Source organism: Pseudovibrio flavus (assembly GCF_009711345.1).
In the GTDB taxonomy this organism is placed as follows: domain Bacteria; phylum Pseudomonadota; class Alphaproteobacteria; order Rhizobiales; family Stappiaceae; genus Pseudovibrio; species Pseudovibrio flavus.
The window spans coordinates 66,345-87,512 of sequence record NZ_SMMA01000053.1; the positions used below are offsets into that span (position 1 = coordinate 66,345).

Genomic DNA, 21,168 nt, shown 5'->3' on the forward strand with positions numbered 1-21,168 from the left:
TGATTTCAATGTCCTCTGAGAAGCCTGTCCTTAGCCTCGTTGAGTTTAGAGGCCAAAAAAGCAGAACCGCCGCTGTCCGGATGAACTCGTTTGATGAGTTTTCTGTGCGCCAGCCGAATTTCGTCGGCGCTAGCTCCCGGAGTAAGACCAAGAATTTGGTAGGCCTCCTCCTCGGTCAGGGAGCCAGAGCTAGACGGCTCGCCCTGCCCCGCTGTGGAGTGCGCGTTGAAGTTTACACGCCAGTTGGAGAACCGGCTGTCGAGATAAGCTTCGAGTAAGGCCAGACTATCAGCCTCTAGCGCCACTTCGCGCCAGAGTGCTTCCAGCTGGCTATTGCTGAGCTGCGAAAGGGCTGCCCCTTCCATCGCGCCTTTAACAACGCGCCCGTCCATTGTGCCGCTATCGTGATCCAGAACCATTTCGATGTAGGCAGATCGCACACTGGAAGCCTGCCCTTTGCTTCGGCCTGCACCGCCGAACATTCCGCCAAGTGCACCAAACGGGTTTGCGCGGCCAAAGGTTCCAATCCCAAGAAGGGATAGCGCAAACGCTGCGACCGGAATGGCAACCACCCACCGGCCTGTAACAGCTAAAAACGCGCAGACAGGCAACAATAAAATTCCAAATAGTACTTTCAGCCGCTTGGCAACGACTGCCGGATTCGCCTTGCTAAAGGCACCAGCCGCATAAAGCAAAAACGCCAGCACCAACCCGCCGGCAACAAGATAAGCCATATTTCTTCCCGCGAATATCGTTCTTGATCAATCACCTAACCCCTCAACGTAGGTGTGAGATAAGAACTCTCGCTCCTTTATGCCCTTTACCGCTCATATCCTCAAGCGCTGCTCGACCACCTGCAGAAAACGCTGCAACAGCCGACAGAAGCTCTTTGAGGATACTGGCAGAGCTATTGTCAAAACGATGGTAAACACCCTTGGAGAGGCGCGCCATCTCCCTAAAGGCCTGCTCCGCAAGCGGATCATGCCCCTCCTGGAACATGAATAGCGGCACGCCGCGCATACCTAGCTCTCCGGCACGCTCGCACAGAAGGTCAACTTCCTCTTCCATGCAGTCACCAATGTAGACGACCGCCTGTACCTTTTGGCGCTGGGTTTCATTCATACAGTGGGCAAGCACTTTTCTGATCTGTGTTCGCCCACCCTGACAACGCAAGCCGCTCATCATACCCGACAGCCGCGCCGGATTATCCGCCCACTTGGACGCTCTGCATTCTTCAAACCCACGGAAATAGACAAGCTGAATCTCCAAGCCGCCAATTTGAGCCGCGCTATGGAACATATCCGCCTGTAGGTGACAGGCAATATCCCACGTAGGCTGCCGGCTCATAGTGGCATCCAGAGCAAAGATGAGGCGCCCTTTGTGGCCGCTATTGGGTTTGGAAACACTTTGCTGGGCCGCTTTCAAGAAAGCAGCAATATCAGCCGAGGATGAGGTGGAGGTAGGAACCTCCGCCCCTTTGGTCGCAAAGGGAACAGACTTATCTTCTTTCGCCATGAATCTTCCGCATGTCGCACACTAGGGAAAGTGTAGCACTGCTAACCTGCTGTTTCTACAGGTTCCGAAGAGAGGCGGATCAAAGGAGAGTCAGATGGGAGCTGAACCGATCAGATAAGGCAAAGCTCTTGCAGCTCTGCACGCATGGCAGCAGGAATATCGGAACGGGCAGCGCTGATAGTAATGTCAGCAGGCGCATCGCTCGGTTTAAGATAGCGCCAGCCTTGGAAAGCGCGGCGTGGCTGCATCTGGGTAGGAATGAGAAACGGGTCCATAACGATGTGGCAGCGCTTGGTGCCATCATCATCCTTGAAAGGCCGGATATCGACAATCTTCTGGCGCGCTTGTACGTGACCTTTAATGACCCAATAAAGCGAGCCACCCTCAAGCAGCTCAGCCGTGCGCGTTGGCACCATACGCGTTGTATGGATCTGCTCGTCGCTTACCCCCTGCGCAAGAGCCAATATCTGCCGTTGTTCGATATAGGATTGAAGTTGCTCAACACTATCGACACCAACGCATAGTTTTACCAGATGCAAAGTCATGCCCCCTCATAGCAGCATACCTCTCAAGATCAAGAGTTATCCCATGAGTGGCTGATTAGGTGCGCAAATAAAAAAAGGGCACCACCGATGTGGTACCCTTTTTAAAACAGTATCTTCGAGGCTGCTTGCCCTTTGAGAAGTGCCTTAGCTGCCAGCTCCTGCAAACACATAAAAAAGCGCTAACGCGCTACCAAATGCAAAAAGGGCTCGTACGGTGAACCCCCAGCAGGACTTCTGAACTTCCTGGTCCATAAAACCTCGTTAATAATCTTTATGTCGTTGCAAAACTGTCACAGCCTTGCGCAGAGGCGCCGTCACTATCTCCATTTATTGGTGGAAGCAAGCTCATTTGTGCATAGCTGCTATCGCAAAAATGCATTGGTGCCGATAAATCCAGACAATCCGTATGGTTAAGAGAGAAAAACTTTTTCACAACCTCAATGATAAAAGGTCGAGGAAAACTGCGAGTTTAGCTCTTGAAGCCAGCGTTCAATGCGTTAACCATCGATGAGTTAGCTTGAGTACTTAAGGGTTCTACTGTGCCAATTCTAAGCCTTTTCGACATAGTCGCGCTTGGGTTCTTTATCACCTGCTGGCTGGGGTACGGCTGGCTGCTGGCCTACAGCCCATGGAAGAGAAAATCCCTGTCTTATCTGATGGATGAGTATCGCTATGGCTGGATGAAGGCCATGCTTGCCCGCGAAGTCCGCATTCCAGACACCAACATCTCGGCAGGCCTGCAGCAAGGAACCGCATTCTTTGCTTCTGCATCCCTGCTTGCGCTTGGTGGTGCATTCGCGATTCTCAACTCCACAGAGAAGGTGGTTCAGGTCATGAGTGATCTGCCCTTCACCTCCCCGCAAGATGCCTCGCACTGGGAACTGAAGGCATTTGGCTTGATCGCCATTGTCGCCTATTCGTTCTTCAAATTCGGCTGGGCATATCGCCTGTTCAACTACACAACAATTGTAATGGGCTCGATTCCCGATCATGCCCACGAGGATAATCCTCACGCCCTTGCTGCCTCCAAAAAGGCTGCCCGCCTTGCAACGCTTGCAGGACGGCACTTCTCACGCGGTCAGCAGAGCCTATTCTTCGCTGTGGGCTATCTTGGCTGGTACGCCGGTCCTTGGGCATTGATTGCAACAACCATTTGTGTGACAGGCGTTCTCGTCCGCCGCCAGTACTTTTCCAAAGCACGGCGCGCAGTGGTGGACCCGCCAGTGGAGCACGATCCAGCGTGATGCCCGTTTTCAGCATTTAGGCAACAAAAAACCCGGCCACTCAGAGCCGGGTTTCTTTTTAGCGATAGCGCTTAAGCTCAGGACATTTCAGCCTGAGAATTCACTACGCGGCCAACCAGACCATACTCGATACCCTCTTCAGGGCTCATCCAGTAGTCACGGTCGGTGTCCTTCTCGATGCGCTCGAGGCTCTGACCCGTTGCATCAGCAAAGATCAGGTTCAGACGATCGCGCATCTTCAGGATTTCTTTTGCCTGAATTTCGATATCGGTCGCCATACCACCTGCGCCACCGGATGGTTGATGCAGAAGGAAGCGGGTGTTCTTGGTGCAGAAACGGCGCTCACGCGGCACGGACACGTAAATCAACGCGCCAGCACTTGCGACCCAGCCCATGCCGAGAATGCGAACTTCAGGGCGAATAAAACGAATGGTGTCATGAATCATGTCACCGGATTCAACGTGACCGCCCGGAGAAGATACAATCACGGTAATCGGATCACTGGAAACCTGAGACAAGGCGAGCAGACGTGCACAAACATCATGTGCCAGCTCTTGCGTAATCGGACCCGTGATCAGCACCGTGCGGGCATCAAACAGATGTTTATCTACCGGAATAGACTTCTCAGCCTGCTGTTTTTCACCTGCTTCTTCGTCCAGATATCCTGGCTTTGGAGAGGAATAGTCCGTCATAGGTATGTGACGCTCCCTTGCATTAAGCGGCAGCACTGTGCGCCGGTCTCTAGTAGTTCATAGTTAGTGTCTAATGCGGGCACTCGCAATTCCCAAAGATGCTAGTTCTTGTCGCTTCAAAAGAAAATCGCCAAATATCACCGCAAAATGTGGATTGCGGCGTCTTAAATAGCGCGACCAGAACCCGCCAGACGTAACTAGCGAACCTGATCGTTCGCTTCCTGATAGGAATTTAACAGGTGCGCGATAACGATTTCCTAACCACATCGGCAATTATCAACTGAGAAAACTATCTCAGCGCTTATCATTTGGATAATAATTACAATAATAGATAAACCTTAGGTTTATAGAGTCTACTCCCTACAAGTGATCGGCTGGTGCATGTATTCAGAGGCTTCGATACAAAACAGCACGCGCATCGACATTAGTGATGCAGACAAAGAAGTGCTGGAACGCATCAACATCCCTTTGTACGTGGTCAACCCAGAAACCATGCGCATCGTATGGCTCAATGCCTCCGCCCAAGACTATCTGGGTGTAGGAAGAGGCTTTCTGCGCCAGACCGAAGACGGTATCGAGTTTCCGCCAGCGCTTCATAGCGATAACCTGAGGCATAGGGCAAAAACTTGGGTTGGACGACTGCTGGCAGGTGAGCGCATTACAGAGCAGATCACTATTATTCAGCAGACAACACCGCTGACACTTAACTGCGCCCTTTCCTTACAGCCGCTTGAAAACGGCGCGCCGGGCATACTGGTTCAAATTATCGCGCATCAGCCTGCCGAACAAAGCCAGCCGCGTATTGCGCAAGCTTTGCTGCATACGGCGTCGATGATCGCGCTCTACGATGATACCGGCGAGCTTCTTTTCGAGAACCCTGCAAGCCGCATCTCCAGACCAGCGGACGCTGAGCATCTTGCGACCCGCTTCTGTAATTCGAGGGACTTTCATGTCCTGCTAGAAGCGTTGGAGCACAACGCCCAAACAAACATGGTCGCCTTGATGCGCTCCCGCGAGGGGCGCAGGTGGTATGACCTTACAGCGCGCCGGGGCTATGACCCTTTGACAGCCAAGCGCACAGTTCTATTCAGCGCCATCGATGTTACAAAACGGCTTGAGGCAGAACATGAAGTACGCCACATCGCTCATCACGATACGCTGACCAGCCTTCCGAACCGAACCTTTTTGGAAATTGAAGCTGAGCGCCACTTGGACGAAGCTCGCGTCACCCAAAATGGCGGCGCCCTTGTCTTCATCGATCTGGACCGCTTCAAGACCATCAACGATACGCTCGGCCACCAAGTGGGTGACGACCTGCTGGTTCAGGTCGCAAAACGCCTTGGAGAGGTAACATCTGGCCTAGGTTTCACAGCGCGCCTTGGCGGTGATGAGTTCGTTCTGCTTTTTGCCAAGCTCACTGACAGGGAGATACTGGAGGAGATCGCTCGCGAGATTCTCACTCACCTTAGTCACCCGTATCATGTGCGCGGCCATATTCTGCAGATCACGCCTTCCCTTGGCATTACGCAATACCCAGAGCACGGCGATACACTCGAAACGCTTATGCGCAAAGCAGACCTTGCGATGTATAAAGCCAAGGAGCTTGGCCGCAATCAGTTCTGCTTCTTTGACAATTCAATGGAAGAGACTGCACAAGAGCGCTTGGTGGTTGAAACCTCTTTGCGCAACGCCATAGAGTACGGTGAGTTTGAACAACACTACCAGCCGCGCCTCAACACAACATCAAACCAGATCGTTGGCGCTGAATGCCTGCTGCGCTGGAAGCACCCTACCCGCGGGCTCATTTCTGCTGGAGGCTTTATAGATGTGGCTGAGGAAAGCGGTCACATAGACCAAATCAGCGAGTGGGTGGCAGAAACAGCAATTCGCCAGCAATCCAAATGGATCGCAGAAGGCTTGCTGCTCAACCTATCCATCAACCTGTCGGCCTCCCAGTTCAAGCGGGGCGATCTTTCTACTTGGCTAACGAACATTGCCGACCACTATAGGGTGCCAACACACCTCATCGATTTGGAGATCACCGAAAACCTTCTCCTCAAGGACACGGACGATATTGTAGATCAACTCACGCGTCTTCGTGCGGCAGGGTTTAAGTTGGAAATCGATGATTTTGGAACCGGCTATTCCAACTTGGGTTACCTGCAACGTTACCCTATCAATGCGCTGAAGATCGACCGCACCTTCATCAGCGATAAATCCAAGTGGCCAATCGTCCAGATGATCACCCAAATGGGCCGCCTGCTCGATTTGACGCTTGTAGCTGAAGGGATCGAGACCACTGAGCAACTCGCGCAGATCAAGTCAATCCGCTGTCATGAGTATCAGGGTTTCTTGTATTCGCCTGCCGTTCCAGCGCACGAAATTGAGCGAATGCTGCGGGAAGACCAGTTTGACCGCAGGTTCTACCGCGATCTAAGCGCTGGCAGCCTGTAGGGCGCTGAGAGGCCGCATAGACGGCCAATCAAAGCTCTTACTTCATTAATGTCACAAGAGCAGCGATGGCCGCTTGGGCCTTATCTTCCGGCACAAAAACATGATCGTGATAATAAGCGGCGATGACATTGGCGGGAATGCCATGCTCGGTCAGCACGCCGCTGATCGCGTGGGTCAGACCAACTGCAGAGAGTGAAGAATGGATTTGCAGTGTGATGCCTTTCCAAGCACTCAAATCAGCAACGCCGAGCGCACTTGCATCTTCAACAGAAAGCAAGGCCGTAAGCCCCTCTTCCTCTCGAAAGGTCGCTAGCGGCCTCTTGGCGATCACCTGCTCGTAGTCGGCAATTGCAAAACTAGCAAAAACGTAGGTGCCATCCATCAATTTCGGGCGCAAACCCGCTAGCATCTTCTGCAAGTCTTGCTCGCCGCTCATCAAACGCTCCTAAAGCTCAAGGCCTTCCTTGGCGATCATAGTGAACAAACCCGTCGCGACAGGCCGCTCAATACCATCTTGAACGCCAACAATATCACTTTGCACCGTTAAAAGCGTTCTGCCTGATTTTAGAACCCGCCCTCTGGCAACAAGTTTTTCGCCCACTCCCGGGTTCAGGAAGTTGATCTTGAACTCTACCGTTAGAACGCCGAAGCCTTCTTCCATCAAAGAAAGCGCAGACCAGCCTGCTGAAACATCGCCAATACTGGAAATGACGCCGCCGTGAAAATACCCGTGCTGCTGCATAACACCGGGGCTTTGGGGCAGGATAATCTCTACTTCACCCGGCTTAACCTCACCAAGCAAACAGCCCAAGTGCGCCATCAACGGCTGGCTTGCAAAACTCATGCGCACGCGCTCTTCCCAGCGTGGGGATCGAACCACAAAATCTGACAAGTTCTTCCTCCTGTTCCTAAGCTGATACGTAGCACTACGCCTAAGCCCTGCCTATGGAACAGAAGGCCAATAAGCCTTTAGAACGGTAGCCCGAACCACACAGCAGCAAGGAACAGGAAGAGGAAGAAACCAACAACGTCGGTAACAGTGGTAACGAAGACTGAAGACGCGATTGCCGGATCAACGCCGAGGCTTTCAAGAGCATAAGGAATAAGAAGCCCGAACAGGCCAGCACAAATACCGTTGCCAAGCACAGCTGTAGCGATAACAAGCCCGATATTGATATCGTGGAACCACATGGTCGCGATAAAGCCAACGAGCAAACCAATGCCCAAGCCATTGAGCGCGCCCACCAAAGTTTCACGGCGAAGTACGCGCATAAGGTTGCGCTTTCCTAGGTCCTTGGTCGCCAACGCTCTTACAGAAACCGTCATTGTCTGCGTACCAAGGTTTCCGCCAACGGAGGCAACAATCGGCATGAGCACAGCAAGCGCCACCATGACCTCAATTGTCTCTTCAAACATGGAAATAACGGTTGCGGAGATAAGCGCAGTAAACACGTTGACCACAAGCCAACCGATACGCAGCCGCGCAATTTCAAACACGCTGTCGGAGATTTCTTCATCACCAACACCGGCCATAGCGAGCATATCTTCTTCCGCTTCCTCTTGAATAACGTCAACGATATCGTCAATGGTGATGATACCCACCAGCCGATCAGAGGCGTCTGCCACCGCAACAGAAACGAGGTTATAGCGTTCGAAGAGGCGCGCGACTTCTTCCTGATCCTCATCAACTCGCACCAAGTGGCTTGTTTCTTCGGTAATAGCAGAAACCTTGGTGTCACGAAGCGTCGTCAGCAGGCGATCAAGCGCTACCACGCCTTGAAGGTGAAAGCCGGGATCGACAATGTAGATCTCATAGAACCGCTCAGGCAGGTCCTTGGTGATGCGCAGGTGATCGATCACCTGCCCTACTGTCCAGAAAGTCGGAACCGCCACAAAATCAGTCTGAACAAGACGACCAGCAGATTCCTCAGGGTATTCAAGCGCCCGCTTGATTTGCACACGGTCAACGCTGGAAAGACGAGCGAGAATTTTCTCCTGCTCAGCCTCAGGCAAATCCTCAAGAATGGAGACAGCATCATCTGACTCCAGCTCACCGATACCATCGGCAACCAGCTGGTCAGAAAGTTCGCCCAACAAAGGCTGGCGAACAGTCTCATCGACTTCGGTAAGAGCAACAAAGTCGAACGCATCACCCATCAAGGTGATAAAGGGGGCGCGGTCTTCCTCGTGCAGAGCCTCAAGCAGATCACCAAGATCGGCTTCATGCAGAGCTGCCGCCAGCGCGATAACGCCCTGTCGATCCCCAGAGGCTACAGCTTGTTCAACCTCAGATACATAGTCGGAATCAAGATGGCCTTCCTCATCCCGGATATCCGGATAGGTTCCGGTAGCATTTGTTGCTTCAAGGGGTTCCAAGTCTGCCAAAGGGACCTCCTCATCTCACGGGATCAGGTGCACGTTTTTTGTTTCTTGTTCAATTACTTACTCTTCGCCGGCTATTAGAGCAATCCGAATACCGCAAAACACGAAAGGAATATCACTAAAGCCAATGGCGAAGAATTCAGCACCCAACTTAGATGCGTATGCTTGCTGCCAAATCCTAGGGGAGTTTTGTGAAGAAAATGCCTTGGAAGCGCTTTTCAGGAAAGCAGGCACAAAAAAACCGGCTTTCGCCGGTTCTTTTTATTTTCTCTTAAAGAGAGATGGTGCGGCCGAGAAGACTCGAACTTCCACGGGAGTTACCCCACAGCGACCTCAACGCTGCGCGTCTACCAATTCCGCCACGGCCGCACTGGTCATAGCACCGAGTGAGAAGCGCAGTTGCGTTGCCCTCTCGGCTGGTGAGCGGTGATATAGCCACTCACCGCAGCTTACGCAAGAGCCAAAATGTGTCCAAACCCAATTAAACAGAGCTTTTTGGATAAAGCCCTGTGAATATTATCTGAAATTGGATATGTCTTGAAATTAAGGCACAAAAAAACCGGCTTACGCCGGTTCTTTTTGTTTTCTCTCAAAGAGAAATGGTGCGGCCGAGAAGACTCGAACTTCCACGGGAGTTACCCCACAGCGACCTCAACGCTGCGCGTCTACCAATTCCGCCACGGCCGCACTGGTCATAGCACCGAGTGAGAAGCGCAGTTGCGTTGCCCTCTCGGCTGGTGAGCGGTGATATAACTAACCCGACTCCGCTGCGCAAGACCCTTACCTGCGAATTTTCACAAAAACTCCAAAAAACATGCAAACCAGCGAGATAATACCTACACTTATTAACAGAAGCACCTACTGAAGACTGACATCACTCGCCCGAACCTGTTGATTTTTCAGAGCTTGCACGGTGGAGAACCTCTTTAATGCGCACTCCAACCTTATCGCCAATAACCGTCACTTCGCCTTTGGCGATGGGAATATCGTTCGCAAGGATCTCTACATCATCATGAACATCGGCATTTAGTTCGATAACCGCTCCACGACCCATTCGAAGCAGTTGATGCACGGGCATTTCTGATTTGCCAAGCACCACAGAAATATCCACCGAGATACGTTCTACCCTACTCATGCACCCCTCCCCTTAGGTCTTTTTTGCAGCGATCAAAGGAATCAAAAAACATCCTATTGCAATGCCAGTGGAATTTCATAGAAATAACCCTGACCCGCCGACGGCGCCCAATTTTAAAAAACTAGTGAAACCCAATGGCAGAACGACAAAGTCTTCAAACCGATTTCCATCCCATTGTAGCTGGCGAGCCAGTGGAATGGGTCATAGACGATGGTCTTGTGCCCTATGAGGTTGCACTGAGGGAGATGGAAGAGCGTGTTGCCGCCATTGCCAAAGGGGAAGCTCCAGAGCGGGTATGGCTGCTTCAGCACCCACCTCTTTATACAGCAGGCACCAGCGCAGACCCGTCAGACTTGATCGCGAAAGATCGCTTTCCGGTTTACGAAACAGGTCGGGGCGGCCAGTACACCTATCACGGCCCAGGCCAGCGCGTTGCCTATGTCATGCTGGATCTAAAACGCCGCAAAGAAGACATTCGCGCCTTTATCGCGGCCCTTGAGGCATGGATCATCTCCACGCTAGACGAGCACAACATCACCGGCGAGCGCCGTGAAGACCGTGTTGGCGTGTGGGTACGACGACCGGAAAAGAGTGCGGGCGTTGAAGATAAGATTGCCGCCATCGGCATCCGTCTTCGCAAGTGGGTCAGCTTCCACGGCATCAGCATCAACGTAGAGCCAGAACTAGAGCACTTCAGTGGCATTGTACCCTGCGGGATCTCCCAGCACGGCGTAACAAGCTTCGTGGACCTTGGACACTTGGTATCTATGGCCGAAGTGGACTCGGTAATGAAGCAACAGTTTGAGGAAATTTTCGGCCCAGTACGGGTTATCGGACCATCCGGTTTGGCAGAGCCGGAATTCTCGTAGTTTTAATAAAGAAAACTCTCGAAAGGCCTAGCGTACTTCAAAAGGCCCTTCGAAGACTTCAGGCTCGCCAATACGCTCCACACCATCAACACGAGCAAACGTCGGGCCTTGATGGGCAGCAAGAATAAGCGCCTCAACCTTGTCATAGGGCCCGCTAATGACGGCCTCAACACGGCCGTCATCGCAATTCTTCACCCAACCGGAAAGCCCTAGACCTCGGGCTTTTTCCAAAAACCACGCACGATAACCCACACCCTGAACTCTTCCAGAAATCGAGATGTGTAGGCTCTGCATGCGTATTGGTCTCCTGATTGGTTGCCTGCGCAACCAGACACTAATCTATTTTACGTAGATTACAATCTGATCACGCTAGCACTTATGTTCGAGCATCATCGCTGCGTACAAGGTAAAGCGAGGCAGCAATAATCAGGAATGCACCAATCCAGAGGTTGCCCGGTGGTACCCAGCCGAAAAAGACGAAGCCACACGCAACATTGAGCAGAAGCTTGATGTGATCAAACGGCTGCAAGAAGGCAGCCTCTGCCTTGCTGTAGGCAAGAGCAAGCGCACCATTGGCAATGGCGCCAAGAATACCGGCAGCAATCAAGAGCATCCATAGTGTCGAAGTTTCAGGCATCTCAAAGCCGGTACCAGCGGCCAAGGCAAGGTTGATAGGCACCATAAACAGCAGAAGGTAGAGCGTTACACTTTGAGGGCTTTCATCCTGCTCAAGCGCCTTCATACACAGTACCGAGCTACCCCACAAAAAAGCGGCAACGATTGGCCAAACCGCGTTGTAGGTAAACGCATCAGACCACGGCGCAAGAATAATCATGCCCCCAGCAAAGCCGGTTGCCGTTGCTACCCAGCGCTTTAGCCCCGCACTTTCGCCAAGAAAGAGACTTGCACCAATCGTTACAAAGAACGGGGAAGTCATAACCAGCGCGATAGACTGCCAGATAGGCACGCCCGATGAAAGGCCAGCAACCCAAGCCTGAACGCCCAGCGCTGCCAAAACAACACGCACAAGATGAAGAACCGGCCGCTTTGTCTTTAGCGCTGAAAAGCCTAAACGCCAGACCATCGGCAGCATAATCAAAAAGCCAATGAAGTACTGCCAGAACGTTGCACTGGCAGAACCCATGCCCAGCACCATCGTGCTCCACTGCATAGCAACGTTAGCAAACGCAAAAGCAGAGCCAGCCAGCACCAGCCAAGCAGCACCAATTATGGAAGAAGAACGCGTAAATCCGGTTGATGTGATCTCACTCATAGACCACCCCGCACGCGCTTAACAAAACCAAACGAAACAAATTTCATCTAACTGATCCAACCCTTATCGCCGATACACGGCATAAGGCCCCTTAATTGAATCAGGACGCATAGGCCCACAAAGCCACGCCTGCAGCAAACCTACGGCGCAACTTGCTTCCTATTCTCTTCTCTTTCATCCGGACTATAACCGTCGGTTCCGGAGTTACACCGGATCTGCTGACCTTGCCTGCATAAAACAGGAGCAAGCGCTCGTGGACTAACTGGAAACCAGATTACCACCGGTGGGGACTTTCACCCCGCCCTGAGAACTATGTTTTGTGTTCATAAGTGAACACCCTCTATTTATCAGGGATATTACCGGCAGGCGACATCTTTTTTCAGTATGCCTGAAATATTAAGCAGGCAGCCGTTTTGCCCAGCCCGCCAGCTCTTCTTGATAGAGCTCTGGCAGCTCCCAATGCTTTGCAGCTTCACAAATGCCGCCAAAACCTTTCGGGTTTGGTGAGCCCTTCTGGCGATTACAGCTGATGTAGACAAGCGCCTTGCGGCTTGTAGTCCCAGAGCGAATATTGAGCAGCACTTTGTCTTGCGCTCTTCTGAAAAGAGCCTCGCTCCCATCAACAGCAGCAACACCGCTAATTGGCAAATCCCACAGAACGCCGTGGGTCACGCAGCCAACGGCTTTAAGAACAGATGGCGCGCCTTCTTTGGTCACAATGAACTTGAACCCTTCAAGCATAGCAGGACCAATCGCTTTGGCCCGCGCACTGCGCTTTGCCATTTCTTCAGGGTCCATCAAGCGACCATAAGCAAAATAAAGGGGCATTCTAATTCTCTAAAGCTGGGCAGCCTCAATAGGCTTTACTCTTACCTCGTCATAGGCGACGAGCTCGACTGTATTGCCATCAGGGTCTTGGGTAAAGACACCGCGCGAGCCGATCCAGTCAAATGTTTCAATGTGGTATTCAAGCTCGTTGGCCTCATACCAGCTAACCAACGCCTCTTGCTCTTCTAGTGGAATACGCAAGGCAAGATGATGCAGGGAGGAGGTTCTACGCTCAACAACGCCTGCCCGAAACTCACGCGGATGCAGGCGAGCATCATACAACGCCAAAATGCCGGAAGAACCCGCCTCGCCTCCTAGCGAAAAGAAATGCGTACCTGCTGGATAAGGCCCCGGCAATGAGGGAAGCCCCAATATATCCCTATAAAAGCCAACCATATCCAGCATGCGATGTGTACGCAGAGCTATCTCACCGAGAGAGCATACCTGAAAGCCGCGATGAACCATCCCCTCCCCCGCAAAGGACGACAACTCAGCGGCTAAAGAGAGGAAATAGCCGCCTCCAGCTCCAATGGATCGTTGACGATGGCAGCTGCGCCAAATTCGGTAAGCTCCTCAACAGAACCATACCCCCAGCTCACCGCTAGCCCCGTCACACCATTGGCTGAAGCTGCAAGCAAATCATGCTTACGATCACCAATCATCACGCAGTTTGTATTGGTCAGTTTTTCCGTTTCTAGAATATGGCGCAGGAGATCGGCCTTATTGCCAAAGGTACCATCAAACTCCGGCCCGTAGACCTTTTCAAAAAAGCAATCCAACTCGAAGTGCTCAAGGATGCGATTGGCGAAAACGTGAGGCTTGGATGTACACACGAAGAGACGGTGACCTCTGCCACGAAACCGATCAAGGACTTTTGGAATATTGTCGTAGACGTGGTTCTCGAACAATCCAATGGTGGAGTAACGCTCGCGGTACAAAGCAACTGCTTTGTCCAACACCTCTTGGTCTTTTGTCCCGAGGATTTGGGAGAAACCTTCTGTCAACGGCGGCCCTATACAAAAGCCCAATTCCTCGTTGGAAGGGACAGGAGCACCAAGTTTTTCAAGGGCGTATTGAATACTCGTGGTGATACCCACGAACGGATCCGTCAAGGTTCCGTCGAGATCAAACAGAAGGGTTTTCAAGGGGGCGGCCTTTGCAGAAAAGAGCGCCCCACTTACTAGGGCACTCGCCTATTGAAATTCCATGATTATTTCGTCAACGGCAAGGCTGTCACCCTGCGTTGCCTTAATGGCGTTTACCACACAATCACGTTCTGCGCGAAGCACGTTTTCCATCTTCATTGCTTCAACAACAGCAAGCGCCTCACCGGCTTTAACTTCCTGCCCTTCTTGAACATTGATGGAAACAACTAGCCCAGGCATTGGGCAGAGCAAGAGGTTCGATGTATCCGGCGCAATTTTCTCCGGCATCAAGTCTTCAAGCTCGGAAATGCGCGGTGTCATCACGCGTGTCTCGACGGATAGCCCCTGCCAGTCTAGCTGGTAGCCATTCTTGATCGGACGCACCTGCACCACAACCTTCTCGTTGCCGATGGTACCGCTCCAAAGCTTGTCACCCGGAGCCCAGTCAGAGCGCAGGGAACGGGATGCACCGCCATCCACCTTGATATCCAGATCGATTGGTGTTGCCGGGAAGCCTTCCTCAACGAGGAGCTCACGCTTCTCTTTGCCAACCTTCACAACCCAATGCGGTCGGGTGTACCCGGAATGCGGACGCAGGCGGCCCGGCAGGTGGTCCAGCCGCTCACGCTCGATCAAAGTCATTGAAAGCGCCACAGAGGCCAGAATGCCGACTGCTTTTTCATCCGGCTGCGCCGGTTCAAAGCCATCAGGATATTCTTCGGCGATGAAGTTGGTTGAGATCTCGCCAGAGCGCCAACGGTCATGCTTCATAAGCGCGGAGAGGAACGGAACGTTGTGCTGGATGCCATCAACGATAAAGCCATCCAGCGCTTCGCTCATTCCTTCAATTGCTTCTGCGCGGGTCTCAGCATAGGTCACCAGTTTCGCGATCATCGGATCGTAGAACATGGAGATCTCGGAGCCTTCCACAACGCCGGTATCGTTACGCACCAGATAGCCGCTACGCTGCCCTTCAGCTGGTGGGCTGTAGCGCGTTAAACGCCCAATGGACGGCAGGAAGTTACGATATGGATCTTCTGCGTAAATGCGGCTTTCAACAGCCCAGCCACGCAGCTGAGCATCGCCTTGGGAAAGCCCCAGCTTTTCGCCAGCAGCAACGCGGATCATCTGCTCAACAAGGTCAATACCTGTAATAAGCTCGGTAACCGGATGCTCCACCTGCAGACGGGTGTTCATTTCAAGGAAGTAGAAGCCTTTGTCCTGCCCTACAACGAACTCCACCGTTCCCGCGCTGTCATAGTCAACAGCCTTAGCAAGAGCCACTGCCTGCTCACCCATGCGCGCACGCATTTCTTCATCAACGAACGGGCTTGGCGCTTCTTCGATAACCTTCTGGTTACGGCGCTGAATGGAACACTCACGCTCGCCAAGGTAGATGGCATTGCCGTGCTTGTCGCCCATCACCTGAATTTCGATGTGGCGCGGGCTTTCAATGAACTTTTCAATGAAGATACGATCATCACCGAAGGAATTAATCGCCTCGGAGCGCGCGCGGTCGAAACCTTCACTCGCTTCTTCCGCGTTCCACGCGATACGCATACCTTTGCCGCCGCCACCAGCGGAAGCCTTGATCATCACTGGGTAACCGATTTCGCCAGCAATGCGCACGGCATCCTCGGCGTTTTCAATCAGCCCCATGTAGCCTGGAACTGTTGAAACACCTGCATCGGCTGCAAATTTCTTGGATGTGATCTTGTCACCCATAGCTTCAATAGCTTTTGGGTTCGGACCAATAAACACGATACCTTCCTTGGCGAGGCGGTCAGCAAACTCCGCCCGCTCGGAAAGGAAGCCATATCCAGGATGAACCGCTTCGGCGCCCGTTTGCTTACAAGCCTCAACGATACGGTCAATCACAAGATAGGATTCTGCTGCAGCTGCAGGACCAACATGAACTGCCTCATCGGCCATCTCTACGTGTAGAGCGTCCTTGTCAGCATCGGAATATACGGCCACCGTCTTTATGCCCATCGCCCGTGCGCTTTTAATAACGCGGCAAGCGATTTCCCCCCGGTTGGCAATAAGAATTTTAGCAAACATCAGCATAATCCCTTAGAGCATTTGTGTTGGATTTGTAAGGGTGCATACGGATGTGTTCAACCTCGCAAAAGGGCGAAGATCGTGAAAAAATGCCTCTGCGGACGATAAGGGCGTTGAACATAACTCCAGATACGTCATGTTCTACCGCTGTATTGCCCATTGCCACCCAGCAGCGGAGCACTTGATTCTAACTTCACATAAGCACTGGTTTACGTCATGGACGCCATTCACCTAACCAATCTGTCCTTCTTTGCCCGTCACGGTCTTTATGAGGAAGAGGCAAAACTCGGCCAGCGTTTCGAGGTAGACCTCTCCTGCTATGCAGACCTCACCGAGGCTTCCATCAGCGACGACTATGCCCAGACGATTTGCTACGGCTCTATTGCAGAAACGGTTGAGCGCGTTGTCACCCAAGAACGCTTCAATCTCATTGAGCGTCTTGCTGGAGCAATTTGCGAAGCTGTGTTCCAATTGGACAAGCGCATTGCAACTGTTAAGATCACGGTCAGAAAACCGGGAGCACCGGTTCCGGTTCATGCTGGCATGTTCAGCGTAGAGCTAACCCGCCATCGCCCAGATGCCGTTTAAAGCAGAAAGTTAAAAACAAACGGACTTTGGAAACAGGCTGATAGGCGAACCTGTGCCACGGTAAAAAATACCAAACGGCGAAAAGCCGAAACTGTGCGCAAAGGACTGAAAAATGACGTCCCGAACTCTAAAGCTGGGCGTAGCCCTAGCAGCAATCCTCGTGCCCCTCACCAGCTACGCGCAAAGGCCGGATACCCGGACGATGACGTGTCAGCAGGCCCAGAACCTTGTTCGCCAGCAAGGCGCAATCGTTCTATCCACGGGCCAGCGGACCTATGATCGCTACGTGGCCAGCTTGCAGTTTTGCCAATACGCGGAAGTTCTGGACCCTGCGTGGGTACCAACCCGTGATAGAAAAGACTGCCCGATAGCATATACATGCCGTCCAGCAGATCGCTGGAATATATTTGACTGAAAAACGATTCATAAATGCAGCAAAAAGGCCGGATTTTCGGCCTTTTTCTTTGTGACGATCATCACAACCATAAAGATATACTGTCAGACTGTTACTAACCTTAAATTGACCAATACATAATCACAAATTTGCCTTGGGCGAGCCCAATCTCCGCAATAGTTTAAAACGATATTTGAAACATCGAAGACAAACAAAAACAAGAACAAGTCTTCGCAGAAAAAACATAAGAACCAAAGGAATGAAGGAACACACAATGAAAAAAGTATTCGGCGCACTGGCCCTCATCGCAACCGTAGCAATGCCACTAGCTGCAAGTGCAGATAACCTTGACACACGCCACATGAGCTGCTCACAGGCACAGTCTTACGTACAGCATGAAGGTAGCACACTCCTGTTTACTGGTGATCAGCTTTACAATCGCTATGTAGCAAACGGTTACTACTGCAACCCAACCGAACAGGCTGTAAGCCAGTCCGTACCAACCCTAGACTCCAACACTTGCCACATTGACGTTTGTCAGGAAAAGAATTCAGGCAACTAATAAGCCTGGAATGAACTGATGCTCCTCCCCCGAAAGCAAATGGCCAGCTAATCTAGCTGGCCATTTTTCGTTAAAGCGGAATGTTTGGATGCTTTCGCCAAGGCATCTCGGCCTTTTTGGTTCTCAGCATCGCCAAAGCTCTAGAGAGACGCTTGCGTGTCGTGTGAGGCAGGATGACCTCATCAATGTAACCACGCTCTGCCGCAACAAACGGGTTCGCGAACCGCTCTTCATAATCAGCTGTACGCTCGGCAATCTTCTCCGACTGGTCTAGCTCGGAGCGATAGAGAATCTCAGTCGCACCTTTCGCGCCCATAACCGCGATTTCAGCGGAAGGCCAAGCATAATTGACGTCACCACGGATGTGCTTGGAGCTCATCACGTCATACGCCCCGCCATATGCCTTACGCGTAATGACAGTGATCTTAGGAACAGTTGCCTCGGCATAGGCAAACAGAAGCTTCGCGCCATGCTTGATAAGCCCGCCGTACTCCTGTGCAGTACCTGGCAGGAAGCCCGGAACATCAACAAAGGTAACAACCGGAATACCAAAGCAATCACAAAAGCGAACGAAACGAGCGGCCTTACGGCTCGCATCACTATCAAGCACACCAGCAAGAACCATCGGCTGGTTCGCAACGATACCAACACTTCGGCCTTCTATGCGGCCAAAGCCCGTAATGATGTTGCCAGCAAAGCTTTCCTGAATCTCGAAGAAATCGCCTTCATCGACCGTTTTGAGAATAAGCTCTCGCATGTCGTAAGGTTTATTCGGGTTGTCCGGCACCAGAGTATCAAGGTTTTCCTCGATACGCGCAGGATCATCATAAACAGAAAGCTCAGGAATGGCCGCCTGATTGTTCATCGGCAGGTAATCGACAAGACGACGAATCTGAAGCAGTGCTTCGATGTCATTGTCATAAGCGCCATCTGCAATAGACGACTTGACGGTGTGAACCGACGCCCCGCCCAGCTCTTCTGCTGTTACAGTCTCGTTCGTCACTGTCTTCACAACATCAGGGCCGGTCACAAACATGTAGGATGTATCACGCACCATGAAGATGAAGTCGGTCATTGCCGGAGAATAAACATCACCGCCAGCACATGGCCCCATAATCACAGAGATCTGCGGAATCACGCCGGATGCTTGTACGTTGCGCCAGAATACTTCACCGTAACCGCCAAGCGCTGCAACGCCTTCCTGAATACGCGCACCACCAGCATCAAAAATGCCAATAATCGGTGCGCGATTCTGCAAAGCCATGTCCTGCAGCTTGGTGATTTTTTCTGCATGTGTCTCGGAAAGGGAGCCGCCAAAAACCGTAAAGTCCTTGGAGAAGACGTAAACAGTACGGCCATTAATGGTACCGCAGCCCGTTACAACGCCATCGCCCGGAATATGGGCATCTTCCATGCCGAAGTCAGAACAGCGGTGTATCTTGAACATATCGTATTCTTCGAATGAACCTTCATCCAGAAGAGTTTCGATACGTTCGCGAGCTGTCAGCTTGCCCCGTTTATGCTGAGCATCAATGCGTCGCTGACCTCCCCCAAGTTCAGCCTGCGCACGACGACGTTCCAGCTCTAAGATCACCTCTTTCATCGCAACTAACCCATTCCCATTGAATCGCGCGTACGTCGTAACACGTAAAGAAGCAGTAAGACCAGTAATCCGTTTGTTTGAGTTGGATAAGATACTGCTGGGTTCTTCGCTAAATCAGCAAAGAAAAAGGGCAGACTATTTTGTAGCCTGCCCTAGATACACACTATAAGAAATGTTCGCTCTATTACTCTGCAGTATCAGCAGAAACAGCGTTCAGCATGCCGTAGTTTGCAATGCCAATTTTCGCCAGAAGCTCCAGCTGCGTTTCAAGGAAATCGATGTGCCCTTCTTCATCAGCAAGCAGCTCATCAAATAGTTTCATAGAAACGTAGTCGCCTTCCTGATCGCAGATCTCGCGGGACACGCTGTAGGATTTGCGAGCGTCGAACTCTCCAGCGAGATCGGCCTCAAGCACTTCCTTGATGTCGCTGCCAATTTTCAATGGCGCGATTGTCTGCAGATTTGGATGACCACCAAGGAACAAAATGCGCTCGATGATTTTATCAGCGTGCTGCATTTCTTCGATGGATTCTTCGCGTTCCTTCTTCGCAAGCTTGGCAAAGCCCCAATCCTCAAGAAGTCTGTAGTGCAGCCAGTACTGATTAACAGCACCCAGCTCCAGCCTCAGGGCTTCATTCAGTCGGGCGATGACCTTCTCGTTATTTTTCATAGGAACTCCGCATATTTTCAAATCAGACTTGTACGCCTTCTGCCATTGGAAACAACGTGTTAGGCGCATCACTGGCACCTATGAAAGGACCCAGCGCACGCCATGTCAACGCAAGGCGTCACACTAAAATATCTCCACTGACAGATGTATTACGCAGAGGGAATAGCCATAAGATCATAATTCCGCGAAGGCAGAATCGAATACTGACGCTCATCAAGGCCGGCACACTAAGGGGTTAGTACCTACCACCAGATACTCGGGAAAACTGTGTAAAATGACGAGGCGCCACCTAGTCCTTCAGCAGAGATATATCCCAATGCTGAGCTGGCAACAGAGCGCGGAAGCGCTTGGGCGAGATTCCCTGCTTCTTTACAGCATCGTGTAGGCGTGCCACCGGCTCGTCTATCGGCTCGTTGGTGAGCTTGAAAGTACCAAAGTGATACCCGACGGCGTATCGCGCTCCCAAGAGGTTGAAACCGGAAACAGCCTCCTCCGGATTCATATGAGCAAACTCCATAAACCAGCGGGGCTCGTAAGCGCCAATTGGCAGTAACGCCACATCAATCGGCCCCATTTGTTCGGCAGCTCGAATGAACGGATAGCCCTTTCCAAAGCCCGTATCACCAGCAAAGTAGATGGAGCCACTGGCGCATTTGATGCCGAACCCGCCCCATAGAGCCGCACATCGGTCCTTCCCGTTTCTTGAAGACCAATGCTGCGTTGGTAGAAGTGTTACCGAGCACTCATCGTTGATGCGAAGGGTTTCATCCCAATCAAGCTCGTAGCACTCTATCGCCTTGTCTTGTCCTTTGAGCAATGCGCCATTGCCAAGGGGCGTTACAATCTTGGGCCGGAACTTATGCCAGAGCTTGGCAAGTGTCGGCAGGTCCATGTGGTCGTAATGGTTATGGGAAAGCAGAACGACGTCAATCTTCGGCAAGTCTTGGAACGCAATACCGGGCTGGGAAATCCTTTTAGGACCAGCAATTGAAAACGGCCCTGCCCGTTCAGCCCAAACCGGATCAGTTAGAATATTCAAGCCGTCCAACTGCAAAAGGTAGGTGGCATGCCCAACCGCCGTCACCCGCAAAAGGCTACCATCCACACGCGGTGGAGGCGCTACCTGCATTACGCTTCTTCTCTTCGGCCACGGATTATCTAGCTCTTTGAATTTCCACCGCAGCAGATCACGCCATGTATTGCCCATT

23 protein-coding genes, 2 tRNA genes and 1 riboswitch are annotated in these 21,168 nt (G+C 52.0%); of the genes, 6 read left to right on the forward strand and 19 right to left on the reverse strand.

Features of this window, described 5'->3' with window-relative positions; translation table 11 throughout:
- Positions 1-5: 5 nt before the first annotated feature.
- The 3 genes from E1162_RS03980 to E1162_RS03990 all read right to left on the reverse strand — a co-directional run bounded on the left by E1162_RS03980 (position 6) and on the right by E1162_RS03990 (position 2,060).
- Positions 6-734 (reverse strand): DnaJ domain-containing protein, encoded by a 729-nt coding sequence (locus E1162_RS03980; protein ID WP_155127129.1) that lies wholly within the window; start codon positions 732-734, stop codon positions 6-8.
- 43 nt (positions 735-777) lie between these two features.
- The gene (locus E1162_RS03985; protein WP_155127133.1) at positions 778-1,515 is read right to left on the reverse strand and encodes a VWA domain-containing protein; all 738 of its coding nucleotides are present in this window, start codon (positions 1,513-1,515) and stop codon (positions 778-780) included.
- Between the two features lie 110 nt (positions 1,516-1,625).
- Positions 1,626-2,060 (reverse strand): DUF1489 family protein, encoded by a 435-nt coding sequence (locus E1162_RS03990; protein WP_155127136.1) that lies wholly within the window; start codon positions 2,058-2,060, stop codon positions 1,626-1,628.
- 539 nt (positions 2,061-2,599) lie between these two features.
- Here E1162_RS03990 and E1162_RS03995 point away from each other — a divergent pair.
- Positions 2,600-3,304 (forward strand): DUF599 domain-containing protein, encoded by a 705-nt coding sequence (locus E1162_RS03995; protein ID WP_371311807.1) that lies wholly within the window; start codon positions 2,600-2,602, stop codon positions 3,302-3,304.
- A 77-nt stretch (positions 3,305-3,381) separates the two neighbouring features.
- Here the strand turns inward: E1162_RS03995 and E1162_RS04000 are convergent, their stop codons facing one another.
- Entirely contained in the window at positions 3,382-3,996 is a 615-nt protein-coding gene (locus tag E1162_RS04000) for an ATP-dependent Clp protease proteolytic subunit (RefSeq protein WP_155127139.1), read from the reverse strand.
- 381 nt (positions 3,997-4,377) lie between these two features.
- On the opposite strand from E1162_RS04000, the gene E1162_RS04005 reads away from it, so the two are divergent.
- Positions 4,378-6,450, forward strand: coding sequence for a putative bifunctional diguanylate cyclase/phosphodiesterase (locus E1162_RS04005; protein WP_155127142.1), 2,073 nt, complete (start codon positions 4,378-4,380; stop codon positions 6,448-6,450).
- A gap of 37 nt (positions 6,451-6,487) precedes the next feature.
- Here the strand turns inward: E1162_RS04005 and E1162_RS04010 are convergent, their stop codons facing one another.
- The 6 genes from E1162_RS04010 to E1162_RS04035 all read right to left on the reverse strand — a co-directional run bounded on the left by E1162_RS04010 (position 6,488) and on the right by E1162_RS04035 (position 9,967).
- On the reverse strand, positions 6,488-6,886 hold the full coding sequence (locus E1162_RS04010) for an ACT domain-containing protein (protein WP_155127145.1): 399 nt from the start codon (positions 6,884-6,886) through the stop codon (positions 6,488-6,490).
- 9 nt (positions 6,887-6,895) lie between these two features.
- Entirely contained in the window at positions 6,896-7,294 is a 399-nt protein-coding gene (locus E1162_RS04015; protein ID WP_257098647.1) for a PaaI family thioesterase, read from the reverse strand.
- Positions 7,295-7,419: 125 nt separating this feature from the next.
- A complete protein-coding gene (mgtE, locus tag E1162_RS04020) occupies positions 7,420-8,835 on the reverse strand; it encodes a magnesium transporter (protein WP_155127151.1) in 1,416 nt (471 codons plus the stop codon).
- Between the two features lie 279 nt (positions 8,836-9,114).
- Positions 9,115-9,201: transfer RNA gene (locus tag E1162_RS04025), tRNA-Leu, on the reverse strand.
- Positions 9,202-9,432: 231 nt separating this feature from the next.
- Positions 9,433-9,519, reverse strand: a tRNA-Leu gene (locus E1162_RS04030).
- A gap of 187 nt (positions 9,520-9,706) precedes the next feature.
- Complete coding sequence (locus E1162_RS04035) at positions 9,707-9,967, reverse strand: FliM/FliN family flagellar motor switch protein (RefSeq protein WP_155127154.1); 261 nt, start codon at positions 9,965-9,967, stop codon at positions 9,707-9,709.
- Between the two features lie 134 nt (positions 9,968-10,101).
- Between E1162_RS04035 and lipB the strand changes: the two genes are divergently transcribed.
- On the forward strand, positions 10,102-10,836 hold the full coding sequence (gene lipB, locus E1162_RS04040; protein ID WP_155127157.1) for a lipoyl(octanoyl) transferase LipB: 735 nt from the start codon (positions 10,102-10,104) through the stop codon (positions 10,834-10,836).
- Positions 10,837-10,863: 27 nt separating this feature from the next.
- Here lipB and E1162_RS04045 read toward each other — a convergent pair whose 3' ends face one another.
- The 6 genes from E1162_RS04045 to E1162_RS04070 all read right to left on the reverse strand — a co-directional run bounded on the left by E1162_RS04045 (position 10,864) and on the right by E1162_RS04070 (position 16,143).
- Entirely contained in the window at positions 10,864-11,130 is a 267-nt protein-coding gene (locus E1162_RS04045; RefSeq protein WP_155127160.1) for an acylphosphatase, read from the reverse strand.
- 82 nt (positions 11,131-11,212) lie between these two features.
- Positions 11,213-12,109 carry a DMT family transporter gene (locus E1162_RS04050; protein WP_155127163.1) on the reverse strand — a complete coding sequence of 299 codons (897 nt, stop codon included), beginning with the start codon at positions 12,107-12,109 and terminating at the stop codon, positions 11,213-11,215.
- A gap of 162 nt (positions 12,110-12,271) precedes the next feature.
- A riboswitch (FMN riboswitch) is annotated at positions 12,272-12,424 on the reverse strand.
- An 81-nt stretch (positions 12,425-12,505) separates the two neighbouring features.
- Positions 12,506-12,937: a gamma-glutamylcyclotransferase family protein gene (locus E1162_RS04055; protein WP_155127166.1), complete on the reverse strand. Its 432-nt coding sequence runs from the start codon at positions 12,935-12,937 to the stop codon at positions 12,506-12,508.
- A gap of 9 nt (positions 12,938-12,946) precedes the next feature.
- Positions 12,947-13,402: a VOC family protein gene (locus E1162_RS04060; RefSeq protein WP_155127169.1), complete on the reverse strand. Its 456-nt coding sequence runs from the start codon at positions 13,400-13,402 to the stop codon at positions 12,947-12,949.
- Positions 13,403-13,434: 32 nt separating this feature from the next.
- Positions 13,435-14,082: an HAD hydrolase-like protein gene (locus E1162_RS04065; RefSeq protein ID WP_155127172.1), complete on the reverse strand. Its 648-nt coding sequence runs from the start codon at positions 14,080-14,082 to the stop codon at positions 13,435-13,437.
- 48 nt (positions 14,083-14,130) lie between these two features.
- Positions 14,131-16,143 (reverse strand): acetyl-CoA carboxylase biotin carboxylase subunit, encoded by a 2,013-nt coding sequence (locus E1162_RS04070; protein ID WP_155127175.1) that lies wholly within the window; start codon positions 16,141-16,143, stop codon positions 14,131-14,133.
- A 216-nt stretch (positions 16,144-16,359) separates the two neighbouring features.
- Here E1162_RS04070 and folB point away from each other — a divergent pair, with 216 nt between their 5' ends.
- The 3 genes from folB to E1162_RS04085 all read left to right on the forward strand — a co-directional run bounded on the left by folB (position 16,360) and on the right by E1162_RS04085 (position 17,687).
- Positions 16,360-16,731 (forward strand): dihydroneopterin aldolase, encoded by a 372-nt coding sequence (gene folB / locus E1162_RS04075; protein WP_155127178.1) that lies wholly within the window; start codon positions 16,360-16,362, stop codon positions 16,729-16,731.
- A 112-nt stretch (positions 16,732-16,843) separates the two neighbouring features.
- Complete coding sequence (locus tag E1162_RS04080) at positions 16,844-17,146, forward strand: hypothetical protein (RefSeq protein WP_257098648.1); 303 nt, start codon at positions 16,844-16,846, stop codon at positions 17,144-17,146.
- A 253-nt stretch (positions 17,147-17,399) separates the two neighbouring features.
- Entirely contained in the window at positions 17,400-17,687 is a 288-nt protein-coding gene (locus E1162_RS04085; RefSeq protein ID WP_155127181.1) for a hypothetical protein, read from the forward strand.
- A gap of 70 nt (positions 17,688-17,757) precedes the next feature.
- Here the strand turns inward: E1162_RS04085 and E1162_RS04090 are convergent, their stop codons facing one another.
- The 3 genes from E1162_RS04090 to E1162_RS04100 form a co-directional block, all read right to left on the reverse strand.
- Positions 17,758-19,290: an acyl-CoA carboxylase subunit beta gene (locus tag E1162_RS04090; RefSeq protein ID WP_155127184.1), complete on the reverse strand. Its 1,533-nt coding sequence runs from the start codon at positions 19,288-19,290 to the stop codon at positions 17,758-17,760.
- A gap of 184 nt (positions 19,291-19,474) precedes the next feature.
- The gene (gene bfr / locus E1162_RS04095; RefSeq protein ID WP_155127186.1) at positions 19,475-19,960 is read right to left on the reverse strand and encodes a bacterioferritin; all 486 of its coding nucleotides are present in this window, start codon (positions 19,958-19,960) and stop codon (positions 19,475-19,477) included.
- Positions 19,961-20,249: 289 nt separating this feature from the next.
- Complete coding sequence (locus E1162_RS04100; RefSeq protein ID WP_257098649.1) at positions 20,250-21,089, reverse strand: MBL fold metallo-hydrolase; 840 nt, start codon at positions 21,087-21,089, stop codon at positions 20,250-20,252.
- Positions 21,090-21,168: the final 79 nt, after the last annotated feature.